This is a genomic window from Kitasatospora sp. NPDC047058, from assembly GCF_040643935.1.
Lineage (GTDB): Bacteria > Actinomycetota > Actinomycetes > Streptomycetales > Streptomycetaceae > Kitasatospora.
The window spans coordinates 1-17,437 of the sequence record NZ_JBEYVJ010000148.1; the positions used below are offsets into that span (position 1 = coordinate 1).

14 protein-coding genes and 2 tRNA genes are annotated in these 17,437 nt (G+C 75.7%); 10 read left to right on the forward strand and 6 right to left on the reverse strand.

The genetic code is table 11. The features are described from left to right. Positions 1-322 precede the first annotated feature (322 nt). Entirely contained in the window at positions 323-841 is a 519-nt protein-coding gene (locus tag ABZ885_RS21880) for a hypothetical protein (protein ID WP_360191034.1), read from the forward strand. Positions 842-908: 67 nt separating this feature from the next. Here the strand turns inward: ABZ885_RS21880 and ABZ885_RS21885 are convergent, their stop codons facing one another. The 3 genes from ABZ885_RS21885 to ABZ885_RS21895 form a co-directional block, all read right to left on the reverse strand. Then, positions 909-1,370, reverse strand: coding sequence for a GNAT family N-acetyltransferase (locus ABZ885_RS21885; protein ID WP_360191037.1), 462 nt, complete (start codon positions 1,368-1,370; stop codon positions 909-911). 143 nt (positions 1,371-1,513) lie between these two features. Further along, positions 1,514-2,452, reverse strand: a complete 939-nt coding sequence (locus tag ABZ885_RS21890; RefSeq protein WP_360191040.1) for a fused MFS/spermidine synthase — start codon at positions 2,450-2,452, stop codon at positions 1,514-1,516. A gap of 97 nt (positions 2,453-2,549) precedes the next feature. Further along, positions 2,550-3,074 (reverse strand): hypothetical protein, encoded by a 525-nt coding sequence (locus tag ABZ885_RS21895; RefSeq protein ID WP_360191043.1) that lies wholly within the window; start codon positions 3,072-3,074, stop codon positions 2,550-2,552. 540 nt (positions 3,075-3,614) lie between these two features. On the opposite strand from ABZ885_RS21895, the gene ABZ885_RS21900 reads away from it, so the two are divergent. Next, entirely contained in the window at positions 3,615-5,294 is a 1,680-nt protein-coding gene (locus tag ABZ885_RS21900; RefSeq protein ID WP_360191046.1) for a tetratricopeptide repeat protein, read from the forward strand. A gap of 88 nt (positions 5,295-5,382) precedes the next feature. On the opposite strand, the gene ABZ885_RS21905 is transcribed toward ABZ885_RS21900, so the two are convergent. Continuing rightward, positions 5,383-6,033: a histidine phosphatase family protein gene (locus ABZ885_RS21905; protein ID WP_360191049.1), complete on the reverse strand. Its 651-nt coding sequence runs from the start codon at positions 6,031-6,033 to the stop codon at positions 5,383-5,385. A gap of 370 nt (positions 6,034-6,403) precedes the next feature. Here ABZ885_RS21905 and ABZ885_RS21910 point away from each other — a divergent pair, with 370 nt between their 5' ends. The 6 genes from ABZ885_RS21910 to ABZ885_RS21935 all read left to right on the forward strand — a co-directional run bounded on the left by ABZ885_RS21910 (position 6,404) and on the right by ABZ885_RS21935 (position 12,438). Continuing rightward, positions 6,404-7,705 carry a hypothetical protein gene (locus tag ABZ885_RS21910; RefSeq protein WP_360191051.1) on the forward strand — a complete coding sequence of 434 codons (1,302 nt, stop codon included), beginning with the start codon at positions 6,404-6,406 and terminating at the stop codon, positions 7,703-7,705. After that, entirely contained in the window at positions 7,702-9,432 is a 1,731-nt protein-coding gene (locus ABZ885_RS21915; protein WP_360191053.1) for a hypothetical protein, read from the forward strand. The genes ABZ885_RS21910 and ABZ885_RS21915 overlap by 4 nt, the downstream gene beginning before the upstream one ends. An 8-nt stretch (positions 9,433-9,440) precedes the next feature. Beyond that, on the forward strand, positions 9,441-10,790 hold the full coding sequence (locus ABZ885_RS21920) for an AAA family ATPase (protein ID WP_360191070.1): 1,350 nt from the start codon (positions 9,441-9,443) through the stop codon (positions 10,788-10,790). 302 nt (positions 10,791-11,092) lie between these two features. Next, positions 11,093-11,500: a hypothetical protein gene (locus ABZ885_RS21925; protein WP_360191056.1), complete on the forward strand. Its 408-nt coding sequence runs from the start codon at positions 11,093-11,095 to the stop codon at positions 11,498-11,500. Positions 11,501-11,724: 224 nt separating this feature from the next. Then, positions 11,725-12,276 (forward strand): bifunctional DNA primase/polymerase, encoded by a 552-nt coding sequence (locus ABZ885_RS21930; RefSeq protein ID WP_360191059.1) that lies wholly within the window; start codon positions 11,725-11,727, stop codon positions 12,274-12,276. Positions 12,277-12,364: 88 nt separating this feature from the next. Further along, positions 12,365-12,438: transfer RNA gene (locus tag ABZ885_RS21935), tRNA-Lys, on the forward strand. Between the two features lie 199 nt (positions 12,439-12,637). Here the strand turns inward: ABZ885_RS21935 and pgi are convergent. Both pgi and ABZ885_RS21945 read right to left on the reverse strand, forming a co-directional pair. Further along, positions 12,638-14,299 carry a glucose-6-phosphate isomerase gene (pgi, locus tag ABZ885_RS21940; protein WP_360191061.1) on the reverse strand — a complete coding sequence of 554 codons (1,662 nt, stop codon included), beginning with the start codon at positions 14,297-14,299 and terminating at the stop codon, positions 12,638-12,640. A gap of 269 nt (positions 14,300-14,568) precedes the next feature. Then, positions 14,569-16,152: a Na+/H+ antiporter gene (locus tag ABZ885_RS21945; RefSeq protein WP_360191064.1), complete on the reverse strand. Its 1,584-nt coding sequence runs from the start codon at positions 16,150-16,152 to the stop codon at positions 14,569-14,571. Positions 16,153-16,355: 203 nt separating this feature from the next. On the opposite strand from ABZ885_RS21945, the gene ABZ885_RS21950 reads away from it, so the two are divergent. Together ABZ885_RS21950 and ABZ885_RS21955 are read left to right on the forward strand one after the other, a co-directional pair. Continuing rightward, positions 16,356-17,264 carry an NADP-dependent oxidoreductase gene (locus ABZ885_RS21950; RefSeq protein WP_360191067.1) on the forward strand — a complete coding sequence of 303 codons (909 nt, stop codon included), beginning with the start codon at positions 16,356-16,358 and terminating at the stop codon, positions 17,262-17,264. A 91-nt stretch (positions 17,265-17,355) separates the two neighbouring features. Continuing rightward, positions 17,356-17,429 (forward strand) — tRNA-Lys (locus ABZ885_RS21955). The last annotated feature ends 8 nt before the right edge of the window (positions 17,430-17,437 follow it).

A 17,437-nucleotide genomic window follows, 5' to 3' on the forward strand; every position in this document is an offset into this window, starting at 1 on the left:
GTGGGCGAGCCGGGTGGGTTCCTGGTCTGGGGCGACCCGAGCCTTTACCGGGGAGTCAGCCGGCCACCGCGCCGCCGGGGGCCGGGGGGCCGGCGACGGTGCTTCCGCGCCCGCCTCGTCGGGGCCAGGATCGTCGGGATCCAGCCTGTCGGGGCCAGCAGAACAGCAGCACTCCCCCGGCAGGGCGGGCTCCGGGCAGAGCGCCCCCGGACAGAGCGCCCCCGGACAGAGCGCGGCCGGGCCGGCGCCCGGCCAGGCCGCGTCGCCCGGGGTCCTCGGGCAGGTCGCGGGCACGAGCGCTCCCGTCTCCGGACCGGACGCGGTGGCCGCGCCGGTCGGCAGCGTGCTGCAGGACCGGATCAGGGCCGGCGGCCTGCCGCTGCCGGGTCAGCAGGCCGCCGTCCCGGACGCGTTCGCGATCGCTTCCGGACTGCTCGACGCCGCGCCCGCACAGGACCGGCCCGCCGCGGCGCGCGCGCCCCGGGACGCCGGCGGCGAGGAGGCGGCGGTGCCCGGCCCGGCCGGTGCCGCCGATGCCGGGGCGGCCCCGCCCGCCTCGGGGCAGCACGGCCTGTCCGCTCCGCCGCCGGTCCGCGTGAGCGACGACCGGCGGGGGGAGGCCCCCGGACGGCCCGGCGGCCCCGACGGCGGGGGCGTCCGGAGCACCCTGCAGGACCTGTCCGCACCGCGCGAGGACCTCGCGCTCGCCGCCACCGCCACCGCTCCGGCCGGTCAGGGCCTCGCGGGCACCGGGACGGCCGTCCTGGCACCGATCGCGGCGGGGCTGCTGCTCACCGGCGCCGCGATGTACAAGCACCGGGGCCTGCCCCGCGGGCACTGAGGGCACGGACATCCGTGGCCGTGCGGCCGGCCGCAGGCGGCGGCACCGGGACGCGGCCGACGGCCCGTCACCCCGCCGTGGCGATCTCCAGGGCGAGCAGCGGCAGTTCGCGGCCGGGTACGGACCCGGACGGCGTGCTGCCGATCCGGGTGGCGCCCATGGCCAGGTAGAACGACTCGGCGAACGGATCGGAGTCGATGGTGAGCCGGCGAAAGCCGAGCGCCGCGGCCTGCGCCCGGAGGTGCTCGACCAGGCGGCGGCCGACGCCCCGGCCGATGGCGTCGGGCTCGACGAAGAGCATGTCCAACGCGCCCTGCGGGGGTGCCCCCGTGAGGGTGACGAAACCGAGTACCCGGCCGCCCTCCTCGGCGACCGCCGTCCACTGCCGCTCGAACGCGGCGGGGTCGAGAGTGAGCTCCTCCCGGCAGGCCTCCAGGAACGCCTCGTCGTAGCCCCAGTACCCCTTGGACCGCAGGGCGAGGGCGCTGAGCAGCTCCGCCTCGTCCGGCCTGGCCGGTCTGATCCCCATGGCACGCCCTCCCGGTCGACCCGCTGTCCGGATTCCGGACGGTCGGGCCCATTCTCGGCGGCGCACCCTCGCCGGCCAAGCGGTTTACCGGGGTCGGGATCGGGACCGGGATTGGGGCCGGGGCCGCGCGGGCCCCGCCGCCGCTACCGGAAGACGCCCGGCGGCGGAACCGGGGAGGGGGCCGCGGTGGCGTCGGTGGCCGGGGCGACACCGGCGGCGAAGTCGGCCAGGGCGCGGCCGTGTTCGACCCGGCCGAGAGCGGCGTCGGAGGCCACCTTGCGGCCCAGCTCTGCGAGCGGGAGCGGGGTGTGGGCGGCGGCCAGGATCAGGTTGCCGAAGCGCTTGCCGCGCAGCACCGCCGGGTCGGCGATCAGGCAGAGTTCGGGGAACACCGCGCCGAGGGTGGCGATCTGCGAACGGGCGAACGGCAGCGCCGAGCCGTCGGCGATGTTCACCGCGTACCAGCCGCCGGGCGCCAGGGCCTTGGCGGCCAGCGTGGTGAACTCGACCGTCGCGCAGTGGGCCGGCACCCGGGCGCCGGAGAAGACGTCGGCGATCACCAGGTCGACCGTGCCCTCGGGGGTCCGTTCGAGGACGCTGCGGGCGTCCGAGCCGCGCACCTTGATCTGCCAGCCGCGCTCCAGCGGGAGCTCGGCGCGGACGAGTTCGGTGAGGGCGGTGTCGATCTCGGCGACCTGCTGGCGGGACCGGGGGCGGGTGGCCGCGACGTAGCGGGCCAGGGTCAGCGCGCCGCCGCCGAGGTGCAGGACGGTGAGCGGCCGGCCGGGCGGGGCGGCCAGGTCGATCAGGTGGCCGAGCCGGCGCTGGTACTCGAAGCCCAGGTGGGTCGGGTCGGCGAGGTCGACCATGGACTGGGGGGCGCCGTCGATCAGCAGCGACCAGGCGGCGGACCGGTCACGGTCGGGGCGGAGTTCGGCCAGCCCGGAGTCGACTGGACGGGTGAGCGGGCCCTGGGCGTGCGTACGGCCGCCGGGGCCGGTGGCGGCCGGCTGCGGCTCCGCCCCCGGACGGCTCCGGTCGGTGCTGCGGCCGGCTCTGCTGCTTCGTCCCATACCGGCCATTATCGCCGGGCCGGCGGAGGGCTCCGCAGCTCAGTGCGGGTGGGGGCGGGGCGCCGGTGGATCGGGAGCCGGCGGGGCGGGGGCCGGACCGCCGGGCTCAGAAGGGACCGAGACCGCCCGCGGTCAGCGTGCAGGCGGCCTCACAGAGGGCCGAGCGCAGCACCCAGGCGTCGGTGGGGCGGACGGCGCAGTCGGCGCCGGCCGGGGGCATCACCCACCGCGGATCGGTGGCGGGCAGGAGCAGGGCGCCCGCGGTGCAGGAGCTGCCGGGCAGGTGCCACGTCTCGGCGGTGCCCGCGGGGACGAAGAAGGAGACGGTGCTGCCGTTCCGGCTCTGCAGCACCGCGCCGCAGGCCCGGCGCAGCCGCAGGATGTCGACCGCCTCCAGGCCGTGCCGCAGGGCGACCGTCACGGTGTCGCACCCGGTGACGACCGCCCCGTCGCCGTCCGTGCCGAGGCGGCGGAGCGGCCGGCTGCCGCCGCCGCACGGGGCGCGGCCGCCCTCGTCGCGTCCGCGGCCCGGACCGCGGTCGTCGGCCGGTTCGGGCAGCAGGGCGGGGGCGGCGGCGGCGAGCACTCCTCCGGCGACCAGGCGGTGGTACTGCGGTACTCCGGTGGCCATCACGGGCCCTCCTGTCACCTCGTCCGGTCGGAAGCACCGCCGCCCAGGGGGTGGGGGGCCGCCGCTGCGGGCGGCGGGCCGGACGGCGGCCGGGGGCTTCCACGTATCAGGACAACGCCGAGGGCGTACCCGAGGCCACGGGGCGCCTTACAGCAAGGCATGGCATTTCATGGCAGATCCCGGCAACAATGACCGTTTCGACCGTATTTGTCAGCACATCAGCCACAAACTCGCTGTGGCGAGTCGGTGACTCCCGGTACTGTCGGTTGCGCGCCCGGTGGTCCATCCGGTCCCACCGGGCGCATCCGCACCCCGGCCCACCCGCCGCCGAATCCGGGCCCCGCCACGGGGCTCCGCCGCCGAGCCCCACCCCCGGCTCCGGCACCCGGACCTCACCACCGGGCCGAACCGACCGACCCGAACCGACCCCGAGCCGCCGACCCGAGCCCAGCCCACCCGTACGCAGGACCGACACCCCCGGAACCGCCCCACCCGCACCTCCACTTCGCACCAGCACCCCGCACGACCACGGAGCGCACCATGGCAGCCACCCCACCGGCCGAGCCGAACCGCCCGTCACCCAACACCGTGATGCGCGCACTGCGCGGCGACCGCTCGCCGGGCGAGTTCGCCATGGCCGTGCGCCGGGCCGCCCGCGAGATCGGCGAGCACGTGTCCTGCGACGCCCGCTACGTCGGGCGGGTCGAGTCCGGCGAGATCCGCTGCCCCAACTACGCGTACGAGCGGGTCTTCCGGCACATGTGGCCGGACCGCTCGCTGGCCGACCTCGGCTTCTCCTCCCGCACCGCCGTCCGCCGCCGCCCGGCGGACGGCGGCGGGGGCACCACACCACCCGCGCTCCACCCGCAGTTCCCGTCCTTGCCCGCCCCGCGCTCGCCGCTCTCCACCCAACTCCCGTACGCTGCCTCGCCGTACGCGGAACCGCTCCCTGCGGGCGAGCGCCTGCTGCCGAGGCCCGCGGCGCCTCCCCGGGGGCCCGCCGGATCGCACCATCTCGACGAGGAGAACGACGACGTGCGTCGCCGTACGTTCCTGGCCGGCGGCTCCGCCGCACTGGCCACCGTGATCGGCATCGACCCGCCGGCCGATGCCGCCGTCACCCACCCCTTCCCGGCCCCCGGCGCCGGGAAGTCGGCCGCCGGCGCCTTCATCCCGGCCCAACCCGGGCCCGGGGCGGGCCGGTTCGGCTCCGACCCGGCCCTGTTCGGCCGCGGCCAGGCCTTCGAACCGGGTTCCGCCTTCGACCCCGGGGCCGCCCTGGTGCCCGGCCGGCCCGGGCCGGTTCCGCCGCCGCGCCGGGTCGGCGCGGCCGAGGTGCTCGGCGTCGAGCAGGCCGTGCGGGACATCAGGCTGGCCGACGACGCCCACGGCGCCGACGCCCTGTTCGAGCGCGCCGGACAGTCGCTGCGCACCGCGTACGTGCTGCTCAACGAAGGCGAGTACAGCACCGAGACCGAGCGCAGGCTCCAGGCCGGGGCCGGCGAACTGGCCATCTCGGTCGGCTGGTTGGCACACGACTCGAACCGGCTGGCGGACGCCCGCTCGCTCTACGCCGAGGCGCTCGCCACCGCCCGGATGGCGGGCGACCCCGCACTGGAGGCGCACGTCTTCTGCAACAGCGCCTTCCTCGCCCGCGACGCCGGCCGGCCGCGCGAGGCGTTGCGCGCCGCCCAGGCCGGACAGGCCGCCGCCCGGCACCTGGACTCCGACCGGCTGCTCTCGCTGCTGGCCATGCGCGAGGCCGGCGGCTGGGCGCTGCTGCAGGACCGGTCCGCCTGCGAACGCGCCCTGTCCCGGGCGTACACCCTGTTCGACCGCGGCCCCTCCGAGGCGGATCCGGAGTGGATGTCCTTCTTCGGGGAGGCCGAGATCGCCGGACTGCAGTCCCAGTGCTGGTCCGCCCTGGGCGACTGGGACCGCGCCAGCGAACAGGCCGGGCTGGCCATAACGCTCCAGGAACCGCAGTTCGTCCGCAACCGCGTGCTCTACACCGCCGAGCTGGCGCACGACCGCCTCGGCCGGGGGGACTTGGCCGGCGCGGGACACCACGGCACGGCCGCCGTGGCACTGTTCGGCGAGGTCCGCTCGGCCCGGATCAGGAGCATGCTGGCGCACACCGCGGAGCGGCTGCGCCCGCACCGGGCCGTCCCGGAGGTGGGCCGTTTCCTGACCGACTACGACGTGGCGGCCGCCGCCTGAACGCACGGCGCCCCGGGCGCTCCCGACGAAGCGTCGACGTCGTGGAACACCCGGGGCGCCGGTCAGGTGCCGAGCCGCTACCGCGGCATCAGTGCTGCAGGCCGTCCAGGTGGGAGAGGTCGTTCCAGATCTCGACCGCCGGGGCGCCGTACTCCCAGGAGAGGACGCACAGCGCGGCCGTGCCGAGCTTGAACCGCTGGGCGTACTCGGGCGGCAGTCCGAGCCAGCGGGCGGTCAGGATGCGCAGCAGGTGGCCGTGCGCGACGAGCACCACGTCACGGTCGGCGCAGTGCATGACGGTGGTGTCCGAGGCGGGCACCCCGTGCTCGTCGTTGAGCTCGGCGAGGAAGGTGTCGACCCGGGCTGCCACGTCGGACAGCTTCTCCCCGCCGGGGACACCGTCCCGCCAGATCAGCCAGCCGGGGTGGTCGGTTTCGCGGATGTCGGCACCGGTCCGGCCCTCGTACTGGCCGTAGTCCCACTCCAGCAGCTCGGGGCGCTCCAGCGCGCGGTCGCCGAGGCCGGCCAGGGCGCAGGTCTCCTTGGCCCGGGAGAGCGGGCTGGTGAAGACCACCGCGTCCGTCAGGCCGTTCCAGGGGGCCTTGGCGAGCCGGGCGCCGAGCGCCCGGGCCATCGCGCGGCCCTCGTCGGTCAGCGGGATGTCGGTCCGGCCGGTGTGGCGGCCGGTGGCCGACCACTCGGTCTCGCCGTGGCGGACCAGCACGATTCGGGCGGGCATGGGGGGCTCCTCGCAGCGGGGCGGTGGCAACGGTCGGTCTCACCCTTGAGCACCGGGCCTCCATGATCCCTCACCTGCGTGCCGCCCACGATCCCGGGCCGGGTGCCGGGCGGAACACCCGCCCGGCACCCGGGCCGGCCGCCGGAACGACCACCCCGCCCCGACGGTCCCGGCCACCGGCCACCGGCCACCGGCCCACCCGTCCCGCGGGCCGCCCCGCCGACGGACCCGCACCGCACCGCACCGGAACCGCCCGGAATCGGTGCCGATCGCCTCGGATGGCCCCGGATGGGCCCGGATGGGCCCGGATGGGCCCGGATGGCCGGACCGGGCCGGATTGTCGGACCCGGATGCGACACTGGGCCGCACCATGAACGTCTCGACGAACGTCCCGCCCAGCGGGCACTTTGAGCCGCTCGCCCAGCGGCTCGCCGAGCTGCGCGGTCCGGCGCCGCAGCGCAGCCTGAACGCCCGCGCCCTCGCCGCGCTCGCCGCCAATCCGGGCTGTCACCGCCGCGCCGTGCTCGACGCCGCCGGGGTCGACAAGTCGGCCCTGGCCGCCCGGCTCGGCCGCCCCGCACCGTTCGGACAGTCGCCGTTCGCGCTCGCGCGCGGCGTGATCTTCGAGTCGCGGTTGAAGGAGGACGGCTACGCGGCGCTGCTGGAGCCGCTCCGCCACCACCTCGGCCTCCCGGCCGAGGGCGGCGCCCCGCTCACCGTGCCCGACCTGCTCCGTAGCTCCGGCCCGGCGGTCCGGGCCGAGCGGACGGCGGCCGCGCTGACCGAGGCCTCCGCCGACCCGGCGGCGTGGACGCTGCTGGACCACCCGCTGCTGCGGCTCGACATGGCCGGCAGCACCGCCTATCTGGAGCCGGACGCCGTCGTGGTGCACGGCGGGCGCTGCATCGTGGTCGAGATCAAGTCCTTCCCGGTGCTGGACGGCAGCGCGGACCCGGCCAAGGTGGGCGCCGCCGCCCGGCAGGCCGCCGTCTACGTGCTGGCGCTGCAGGAGACGGCCGCCGCCCTGGCGGGCCGGGCGGTGGACCCGGACCCGTACGCCGAACAGCGGCTGCCCGGCAGCCCGTGGCTGAGCGTGCTGCTGGTCTGCCCGAAGGACTTCGGCAACCGGCCGACGGCGGTCGCGGTGGACGTCCGCCGCGAGCTGGCCACCACCCGCCGCCAGCTGAGCCGGATGACCGGCATCGGCCGGCTGCTGGCGGCGCTGCCGCAGGGCGTCGGCTTCGACCTCGCGCCCGCCGAGGACGGCCGGCCGGCCCGCTCGGACGAGGAGCTGGCCGCCTCGGTCGAGGCGGTGCCCGCCGCCTACAGCCCGGACTGCCTCTCCGCCTGCGAGCTGGGCTTCCACTGCCGTGCCCAGGCGCGCTGCGGTGACCGGGTCGAGCAGCTCGGCCGGGGCGTGCGCGGCGAGCTGGGCAGCATCCGGACGGTGACCGCGGCCCTGGCAGCCGCCGAACGGGGCCCCGCCGCCGAGGCCGCCACCGCCGTCACCACGGACCCCGTCACCACAGAACCGGGCACCACGGAACCGGGCACCGACAGCACCGACCCCGACACCGACGAGGCGGCCGCCCGGCTGGCGTACGCCGCCGCGCTCCGCGCCGAGGCGCTCGGCCGCGTCCTGGTGGCGGCCGCACCGGGAGGCGCCGGATGAGCCTGCTCGGCACCCTCGCCCGGCTGGAGGCCGTCCGCAGCGGCCGGGCCGAACCGCTGGCCACCGTCCGCCACCGGCACCTCTCCGAGCGTCCGATGGTGCTGGTCCCGCTGACCGCCGCCGGCGAGGCGGGTGCGCCGCTGGCCGTGCTGCTCGGCACCGACCGGTCCGCGCCCCGGCTGCACATCGTCCCGCAGCCGCTGAACCGCACGCTGCGCTTCGACTTCCTGGCCGGCCTGGCCGCCGATCTGCTGCCGTACGTGGAGTCCTTCGGCACCGGGGTGGAGCAGATCGAGGGCTCCGAGAAGGACCCGGAGACGGGCGAGAAGACCCAGGTCTTCCGCGAGCTGTGCACCGACGCGCCGCAGCTGATCGTGCCGAACGGCGGCGGCGTGCACCACCTCGCCCTGATCGGCCGCTCCACCCGGTTCCGCCGCACGATCGAGGACGACGAGCCGGGCCCGTACCCGGCACCGGCCCGGGTGCCGCTGCTCGGCCGCTGGCTGACCCACCTCACCGACCGGGCCCAGGTGCCCGGGAGCAGCATGCTGCTCCCGATGACCGGCCTGCTCGCCCGCCACTGGGCGACCGGCCAGAGCCACCTGGAGGACCAGCACCTGGCCGCCCGGCTGGCCTGGCACCTCCCGCCGACCGGCCTGTCCGGCGCCGAGGCCGCCGAGCGGGCCGAGTCCGCCCGGGACGGGAACGGCCAGCTGCTCCACCCGCCGGCCGGTCCGGCCACCGACCCGCGCTTCGACGAGCTGGTGCTCGGCCCGGCCATCGCCCGCTACGACGCGGCCGCCTCGGCCCTGCTGCACGCCACCGAGGGGCACGCCACCGGGGGGCACGGCACCCGTGGTCGGAACGGCGGCCGGGATGCCGACGGGCCCGACGCCACGGCCGCCGAGCAGGCCCGGGCCGCCGTCCGGACGGCCGTCGAACAGCTGCGGACGGTGCTGGAGCGGGTGCTGCTGCCCACCTGGTACGACGTCTGGGCCGGCATCGACCTGCTCCGCACCCTGCCGCCGGCCGGGCACCTGGAGGAGCGCTGGACCGGCGACCGCTGGTCCTACACCGGCCACCGGGACCGGCTGGCGGCCGGCGAGCCGCCGCAGCCCCGCCAGGACGACGCCGTGACGGCGGCCCGCAAGCTGGCGCAGCGCGAGCGTGAGCAGGCCCGGCTGGACGTCCAGGAGGCGCTGGACGACCCGCTGGCGATGGCCGAGCGCCGGCTGGCCGGCGAGGCGTTCTCCGGCGTGGTGACCGACGTGGTGCCCGACTACGACACCTCCGGCCGCTCGCCCAAGCCGCGTCCGCTGGTGACGGTCCGCACCGCCGACCGGCCGCACGCGGACCTCGGCCGCGAGGCGCACCGGGTGTGGGAGTCCCCGCGAGCGGAGGCCGGCGGGGGCCCGAGCGCACAGAAGGCGCAGATCGCGGCGGTCGACCCGGAGGAGGGCACCATCACGCTGCGGGTGCTCTCCGGCATGGGCCGGAAGAAGGAGCCCGAGCCGGGGAGCCTGCCCGAGCCGGGCGAGCGGATCACCTTCACGCTCTTCGAGTTGACCGTCCGCCAGTCCGCGCCGCTGCCCGAGCCGGACGACACCCCGTGGACGCACGGCGGCCCGCCCGGCACCTCCGCCCCCGTCGGCCCGGCCGCGGCATCCGCAGCGGCACCCGCCGCGGCGGCCGCCACCACATCCGCAGCCTTCGAGGAGTGGGAGTGAACCGGCAGATGAGCAGCGAGCAGGCCCCCGGTGCGGCCGCCGACGCGGCGGTGGCCCGGATCCTGGAGGCCACCGTCCGCCCGGCGGCCGGCGCCCCGCGCGGCGTGGTGGTGGACTCCCCGCCCGGCGCCGGCAAGTCGACCCTGGTGGTGCGGGCCGCCCGGGAGCTGGTCGGGTCCGGCGAGCGGTTGATGATCGTCGCCCAGACCAACGGCCAGGTGGACGACCTGGTCGACCGACTGGCCGGGAAGGCCCCGGACCTGACGATCGGCCGGCTGCACGCGGCGGACTCCCGGCCGGGGCCCGAGGTGCTGCGGCACGCCAACGTCACGCCCTCCGACAAGGTGGCGGAGCTCGCGGAGCTCGACGTGGTGATCTCGACGGCCGCGAAGTGGCAGTGGGTGAAGGCCGAGGCGCCGTGGCGGCACGCGATCGTCGACGAGGCGTACCAGATGCGCTCGGACGCGCTGCTCGCGGTGGCCCGGCTGTTCGAGCGGGCCCTGTTCGTCGGCGACCCGGGCCAGCTGGACCCGTTCACGGTGGTCGGCACCGAGCAGTGGGCGGGCCTGTCCTACGACCCGTCGAGCAGCGCGGTGGTGACGCTGCTCGCGCACAACCCGCAGATCGAGCCGCACCGGCTGCCGGTCTCCTGGCGGCTGCCGGCCAGTGCGGCGCCGCTGATCTCCGGCGCGTTCTACCCGTACACGCCGTTCCGTTCCGGCACCGGGCCGGAGGACCGGCGGCTCACCGCTTCGGTGCGGCCGGACGGCACGGCCCTGGACGCGGCGATCGACCGGGCGGCCGAGCACGGCTGGGCGCTGCTGGAGCTGCCCGCCCGGCACACCGTCCGGACCGATCCGCAGGCCGTGGCCGCGGTCGCCGCCACCGTCCGGCGGCTGCTGGAGCGCGGGCTGACGGCCCACTCCGAGCAGGGGTCGGTGCCGCTCACCCCGGGCCGGATCGCGGTCGGCACCGCCCACCGGGACCAGGCGGCGGCCGTCCGGGCGGCGCTGGTGAAGGCCGGTGTGCCGGTCGATCCAGCCGCCGGGCCGGCCGTGACGGTGGACACCGCCAACCGGCTGCAGGGGCGCGAGTACGACGTCACGGTGGTGCTGCACCCGCTCTCCGGCCGGCCGGACGCGACCGCCTTCCACCTGGAGACCGGCCGGCTCTGCGTGCTCGCCTCCCGGCACCGGCACGCGTGCATCGTGGTGGCCCGGGCCGGGATCGCCGAGTTGCTGGACGAGCACCCCTCCACCGAGCCGGTGCAGTTGGGCGTTTCGGTCAAGTTCCCCGACGGCTGGGAGGCCAACCACCAGGTGCTGCACCACCTCGCCGGACACCGCGTCCGGCTGTGACCCGGCTGACCCGGCCGTGTCCGGCTGCGCCCCGGACCGGCGGCCGCGGGCGTGCCGCACCGGTGACCGAAGGTGACGGCCGGGGGCGGCAGGCGGCGAGCGGGTGCACGGAGGCGGCGGCCGGCGGGCGGCGGACCGGGCCGGAAGCACTCCCCCGGCGTGCAACGGGGGAATAGCGCCCGGACTCGCACCGTTCCGTTACCGGCCGCCGCCGCGAGACAATGGACGACGGCCACGACCGGGCGGCGCCGGTCCCCGGCCGCCGCCGTCCGCCCCCATCGAGCACCCGGAGGTGTCCGTCCATGCCCGACTCCCACGCCCAGATGTCCGACCCGAGCGGTTCGACCGCGGCGGGCGGTCAGGGCGCAGGCGCCGGCGCAACGCCCGCCCCGCGGCGGCGTCCCGCGCAGTTGCTGTTCGAGCCGCAGGCCGCCGAGCCGGAGTCGGAGCGCTTCTTCGACCTGGATTCGATCGACGACCCGGCGGAGCTGCTGCGGCGCTCCACCGAGCTGGCGCTGGCCTTCCGCGCGGCCGCCGAGCGGGCCACCGACTTCCAGGCGGTCGCCGCCGCGCAGCTGGCGGACATCCGCCGGTTCGACGCGCTCTCGGACGCCGAGATCGCCGAGCGGGCGGACTGGACCCCGGACTACGCGGCCAAGATGATCGAGTACGGCCGCAGCCTGCTGCAGCCCCGCCGCCACGACGGCTGAGTCCCGGCACCACGACGGCTGAGTCCCGGCACCATGGCGGCTGGGTCCGGCTCCCACGCGCCCCACCCGGCACACCTGCCGCACCGGCCCCGGCACCTGACATCCGGCACCGAAAACCTCGCCACTGGCATATGCGCGGGGAAGGGTACGCCGCGCCCCTCCCCGCTGTCCGGCAAACCCGGCTTTCCCTCCCGGCCACGTCCCGGACGCTCCACCCTGCTGCTGTGGACATCTGGACCTATCAGTCGGTGGAGTACGTCACCGTGGCCGGGGAGGCCTGGCTGGCCTCCGCCAGTGAATACCCGCGCAGCATGCGCGCCCTCTGGGAGTCACGCCCGTGGGCGCCCTCGGTGCTGCCCTGCGGGCGCACCTTCGACGTGATCAGCATGCCGGCGCTGTTCGGCCGCCGGGTGCTGGACGAGCTGTGGGCGTCCGGACCGGGCTGCGGGCCGGTCGCCGCCTACCGGGGGCGCACGCTGCTCTTCGTCCAGCCCGGCGCGGCGGCCCGGCTGCGCCGGCTGCTGGCCTGGGAGGAGTGGGCCCGGGACGTCCCGCCGCTGCTCTGCCACGGCCGCGGCGACGCCGTGACCGTCCCGCCGGTGCAGCGGATGGTGAACAGCCCGGACTCCCCCGGACTGGGCGCCGGCCGGTGGATCGTCGCCCCGGACAGCCGGGAGCCGTGGCTGCCGGGCGCCTCGGTGGTGCTCTGGGCCTGCGTCCGGGCGACCCGCGAGCCAGCCGACCGGGGCGGGCAGGTGGCCCTGCCGACCGGTTGAGTACCGCCGTCGGACGGCCCGCCGAGGGCGGCAGGTATTCGATTTTGGTCGGACCGCGCCCCACTGCTAGAGTCTTCTCTGTCAGCAGGCGCCGCTAGCTCAGTTGGTTAGAGCAGCTGACTCTTAATCAGCGGGTCCGGGGTTCGAGTCCCTGGCGGCGCACAGACAGCCGGAAGGCCCCTTGCGAAAGCGAGGGGCCTTCCGGCGTTTCCGGACCGAGGCCGAGGCCAAGGCCAAGGCCAAGGCCAAGGCCGAGACCAGGGCCAGGGCCGGAACCGGGAAGCCGCGGACCTGCCGAGGGCCGCCCGCCGAAGCGGACGGCCCCGGGGCCGACGGTCCTACGACCGTCCTACCGTGCGCCTCAGCGCCCGCGCAGCGAGCGGTAGCGGGCGACCAGCTCCGCCGTGGAGCTGTCCAGCGCGTCGGCGCCCTCGCCGGTCAGCAGCACCGGCTCGATCCGCTTGGCGAGCACCTTGCCGAGCTCGACGCCCCACTGGTCGAAGGAGTCGATGTTCCAGATCGCGCCCTGGACGAACACCTTGTGCTCGTAGAGCGCGACCAGCTGGCCGAGCACCGACGGCGTCAGCTCCGCGGCCAGGATGGTGGTGGTCGGGTGGTTGCCCTTGAAGGTCTTGTGCGGGACCAGCTCGGCCGGCACGCCCTCCGCCGCCACCTCCTCCGGGGTCTTGCCGAAGGCGAGCGCCTGGGTCTGGGCGAAGAAGTTGGCCAGCAGCAGGTCGTGCTGGGCGACCAGGCCGGGCAGCAGGTCGGCGACCGGCTTGGCGAAGCCGATGAAGTCGGCCGGGATGACCTTCGTGCCCTGGTGCAGCAGCTGGTAGTAGGCGTGCTGGCCGTTGGTGCCGGGGGTGCCCCAGACCACCGGGCCGGTCTGCCAGCTCACCGGGTTGCCCTCGCGGTCCACCGACTTGCCGTTGGACTCCATGTCCAGCTGCTGGAGGTAGGCGGTGAACTTCGACAGGTAGTGCGAGTACGGCAGCACGGCGTGCGCCTGGGCGTCGAAGAACGCGCCGTACCAGACCCCGAGCAGGCCGAGCAGCAGCGGGACGTTCTCCTCGGCGGGGGCGGTGCGGAAGTGCTCGTCGACCAGGTGGAAGCCGTCGAGCATCTCCCGGAAGGCGTCCGGGCCGATGGCGATCATCAGCGAGAGGCCGATCGCCGAGTCGTAGGAGTAGCGGCCGCCCACCCAGTCCCAGAACTCGAACATGTTGGCGGTGTCGATGCCGAAGTCGGCGACGCCCTCGGCGTTGGTGGAGAGCGCGACGAAGTGCTTGGCGACCGCGTCGGTGTCGGCGCCCAGGCCGGTGAGCAGCCAGTTCCGCGCGGAGACCGCGTTGGTGATGGTCTCGATCGTGGTGAAGGTCTTGGACGCGACGATGAACAGCGTCTCGGCCGGGTCCAGGTCGCGGACGGCCTCGTGCAGGTCGGCGCCGTCCACGTTGGAGACGAAGCGGACGTCGAGCTCGCGGGCGGTGTAGGAGCGGAGCACCTCGTACGCCATGGCGGGCCCGAGGTCGGAGCCGCCGATGCCGATGTTGACGACGGTCCGGATCCGCTTGCCGGTGTGGCCGCGCCACTCGCCGCTGCGGACCTTTCCGGCGAAGGCGGCCATCTTGTCGAGCACGGCGTGCACGGCGGGCACCACGTTCTCGCCGTCGACCTCGACGACGGCGCCGCGCGGGGCGCGCAGCGCGGTGTGCAGGACGGCGCGGTGCTCGGTGGTGTTGATCTTCTCGCCGCGGAACATGGCGTCCCGCAGCCCGGCGACGCCGGTGGCCTCGGCGAGCTCGCGCAGCAGGGTCAGCGTCTCGTCCGTGACCAGCTGCTTGGCGTAGTCCACGTGCAGGTCGCCGACCTGGAGGGTGTAGCGACGGCCGCGCTCCGGGTCGGCGGCGAACAGCTCGCGCAGGTGCGTCTCGCCCAGCTCCGCGCGGTGCTTGCCGAGGGCGGCCCACTGCGGGGTGCGGTCCAGCGGGGTACGGGCGTCGGCACGGGTCTCCGACATCGGTTGCTCCTCGATTCATCTGGGTGCAGATACCGGCAGGGCCAGGCGGGAGGGTTTCGCGAGGTCGTGCGGGTACTGGTGGTGCGCCGACTCCGTTGACGGCCTGCCCGGGGCCAGCCTATGCAACGTCGGGGCCGCCCTCGCACATTCCGTTCGCCGACGCTCCAACGGCGCCGCACCGATGACCCGTCGGACGCCTCCCGGACGCCCGGCCGGCGCCCGTCCGGACACCCGGCCCACGGCCGCCGGAACCGCCGCCGGACGCCGCGTCACTTCCGTTCGGAGCGCAGGTCGAGCCCGCGCAGCACCCGGTCGACCATCTCGGGGTCGGCGCCGATCTCGCTGCGGGCGGCCAGGATCTCGCGCCGGGAGGCGGCGATCATCTCCTGTTCGACGCTGTGCGCGGCGCGCCACTGGCTGAGCCGCAGCTTCGCCTCGGCGGCCTCCTCCTCGGCGTACCGATCCGGGCAGAGCCGGGCCAGCCGGTCGTGCTGACGGTCCCGCAGCCGGTCGGCGACCTCGGCGGGCAGCTTGTCCAGCTCCTCCAGTTCGCCGAGCCGTTCCAGTCCGGCCTTGGCGGCCCGCCACCAGAGCTGGCGGACCTGCTGCTCGTGCTTGTCGTGGTCGACGTCCAGGTGCAGGCGCTTGGCGAGCCAGGGCAGGGTGAGCCCCTGGACCAGCAGGGTGAAGAGGACGACGCTGAAGGCGATGAAGACCAGCCGGCCGCGTTCGGGGAAGGCCGCGCCGGTGTCGACGGTGAGCGGGACGGCCAGGGCCAGGGCGACCGTGGCCACCCCGCGCATCCCGGACCACCAGAGCACCACGCTCTCCTGCCAGCTGATCGGGGTGTCCTCCTCGGCGTCCGCGCGCAGCTTCCGGGAGACCCAGCCGGCCGGCAGCAGCCAGAGCAGCCGGACCAGCACGACGACGGCGATCACCACGGCCGCGTCGCCGAGCATGCCGGTCCAGCCCTGGCCGGCCTCCTTGAGGACGGTCGCCAGTTCGAGCCCGATCAGGCCGAAGGCGACGCCGGTGATCAGGATCTCGACGATCTCCCAGAACGCGTTGCCGACCAGCCGGTACGACACGGCGTCGGCGTCGGCGGCCCGCTCGGCCAGGTAGAGCCCGCAGACCACGACGGCGAGCACGCCCGAACCGTGGATCTCCTCGGCCAGGCTGTACGCGGCGAACGGGACCAGCAGGTTGAGGGCGACCTGCTGGGTCGGGTCCTCCAGGAAGGCGGCGAGTCTGGCGTTGGCCCAGCCGAGGGCGACGCCGATGACCACGGCGAGGACCGCCGAGAGCACGAAGCGGAGCACCGCGTGGCCGGCCGAGAAGTCGCCGCCGACCACCGCGTCGATGGCCAGCGAGTAGATCACGATCGCGGTGACGTCGTTGAACAGGCCCTCGCTCTCCAGGACCGCCACCAGCCGGCGCGGCAGGCCGACGCTGCCGGCCACCGCGACGGCGGCGACCGGGTCGGGCGGGGAGACCAGTGCGCCGAGCGCGACGGCGGCGGCGACCGGCAGGCCGGGCAGCAGCCAGTGCACGGCGCCGGCCACCGCGGCCGTGGTGACCACCACCAGGGCGACGGCGAGCAGCAGGATGGAGCGGATGTTCGCCTTGAAGTAGCGGACCGAGGAGCGCCGGGCGACGGCGAAGATCAGCGGCGGCAGGACGAGCGGGAGGATCAGGTCGGGGTCGATCGCGATGTCCGGGATCTGCGGCACCAGGGCCATGACGATGCCGAGCAGGGTCATCAGCACGGGCTGCGGCACGCCGGTCCGGCGCGCCAGCGGCATGGTCACCACGGAGGCGAGCAGCACCAGGAAGAGCAGGGGCAGCTGACCCACGGGGACGTTCCTCTCGGCGGCGGACGGCGGCGGGGAGACTGTGGTGGGCGTCCGGGCCGCGCGGCCCGGGCCGCCGCCAGGATAAATCTGACAATGAGCCCAACTGCCGCGACACGCCCGGCCGGGGTTGACCTCAAGCGGGCTTCAAGTCTGATCATCGAGGGAACCGACCGACGGCCCGTACGACAGGCAGGAGCCCGCCCATGAAGGCAGTCACCGTTCCCCGGTTCGGCGGCCCGGAGGTGCTCCGGGTGACCGAGATGCCCGCCCCCGCCGCGGGGCAGGGCGAGGTGCGGGTCCGGGTCCGCGCGGCCGGCGTGCAGCCCGTCGACCTCGCCGTCCGGGAGGGCTTCACGCCGCCGGGTGCGACGGTCGAGCTGCCGGTGGTCCCGGGCAACGAGTTCGCCGGGGTGGTCGACCAGCTCGGCCCGGGCAGCTACGGCTGGGAGGTCGGCGACGAGGTGCTGGGCTTCCGGCTGCTGCACAGCCACGCCGAGTTCGTCACGCTGGACACCTCCCACCTGGTCGCCAAGCCGGCCGCGATGCCCTGGGAGCAGGCCGGCTCGCTCTCCGCCTCCGGCCAGACCGCGCACGTCGGGCTCAGCGAGCTGAAGGTCGGCAAGGGCGACACCGTGCTGGTCCACGGCGCCTCCGGCGGGGTCGGCACGGTCGCCGTCCAGCTGGCCCGGGCCTGGGGCGCGACGGTGATCGGCACCGCGAGCGAGCGCAACCACGACTACCTGCGCGAGTTGGGCGCGATCCCGGTCGCGTACGGGGAGGGGCTGGTCGAGCGGGTCCGGGCGGCCGCCCCACAGGGCGTGGACGCCGCCCTGGACGCGGCCGGGCGCGGCGCGCTGGAGGCCTCCGTCCGGCTCGTCGCCGACAAGGACCGGATCGGCACCATCGTCGACTACGCGACCGCCGGGCGGCTCGGACTCCGGCAGCTACGGGGACAGCGGACGGCGGCCCGGCTGGCCGAGCTGGTCGAGCTCTGGGAGGCCGGCGGGCTCCGGCTGGAGATCGCCGGGAACTTCCCGCTGGAGCGGGCCGCCGACGCCCACCGGCTGGTCGGCACCGGCCACGTCCGGGGCAAGGTCGTGCTCACCCCGTGACGGCCGGACCGGGCCGAGGGGGCCCGCGGGGGCCGAACGGGCCGATTGTGAGTTTCGGCCGCTGACCAGGTAATGTTCTCTCTGTCAGCAGGCGCCGCTAGCTCAGTTGGTTAGAGCAGCTGACTCTTAATCAGCGGGTCCGGGGTTCGAGTCCCTGGCGGCGCACAGACAGC

Excerpts from the sequence above, each read along its gene's own strand:
- ABZ885_RS21910 (WP_360191051.1), top strand. The coding sequence starts at position 6,404 with ATGAACGTCTCGACGAACGTCCCGCCCAGCGGGCACTTTGAGCCGCTC.
- ABZ885_RS21885 (WP_360191037.1), bottom strand. The coding sequence starts at position 1,370 with ATGGGGATCAGACCGGCCAGGCCGGACGAGGCGGAGCTGCTCAGCGCC.
- ABZ885_RS21925 (WP_360191056.1), top strand. The coding sequence starts at position 11,093 with ATGCCCGACTCCCACGCCCAGATGTCCGACCCGAGCGGTTCGACCGCG.
- ABZ885_RS21950 (WP_360191067.1), top strand. The coding sequence starts at position 16,356 with ATGAAGGCAGTCACCGTTCCCCGGTTCGGCGGCCCGGAGGTGCTCCGG.
- ABZ885_RS21920 (WP_360191070.1), top strand. The coding sequence starts at position 9,441 with ATGAGCAGCGAGCAGGCCCCCGGTGCGGCCGCCGACGCGGCGGTGGCC.
- pgi (WP_360191061.1), bottom strand. The coding sequence starts at position 14,299 with ATGTCGGAGACCCGTGCCGACGCCCGTACCCCGCTGGACCGCACCCCG.
- ABZ885_RS21905 (WP_360191049.1), bottom strand. The coding sequence starts at position 6,033 with ATGCCCGCCCGAATCGTGCTGGTCCGCCACGGCGAGACCGAGTGGTCG.
- ABZ885_RS21900 (WP_360191046.1), top strand. The coding sequence starts at position 3,615 with ATGGCAGCCACCCCACCGGCCGAGCCGAACCGCCCGTCACCCAACACC.
- ABZ885_RS21895 (WP_360191043.1), bottom strand. The coding sequence starts at position 3,074 with ATGGCCACCGGAGTACCGCAGTACCACCGCCTGGTCGCCGGAGGAGTG.
- ABZ885_RS21915 (WP_360191053.1), top strand. The coding sequence starts at position 7,702 with ATGAGCCTGCTCGGCACCCTCGCCCGGCTGGAGGCCGTCCGCAGCGGC.
- ABZ885_RS21890 (WP_360191040.1), bottom strand. The coding sequence starts at position 2,452 with ATGGCCGGTATGGGACGAAGCAGCAGAGCCGGCCGCAGCACCGACCGG.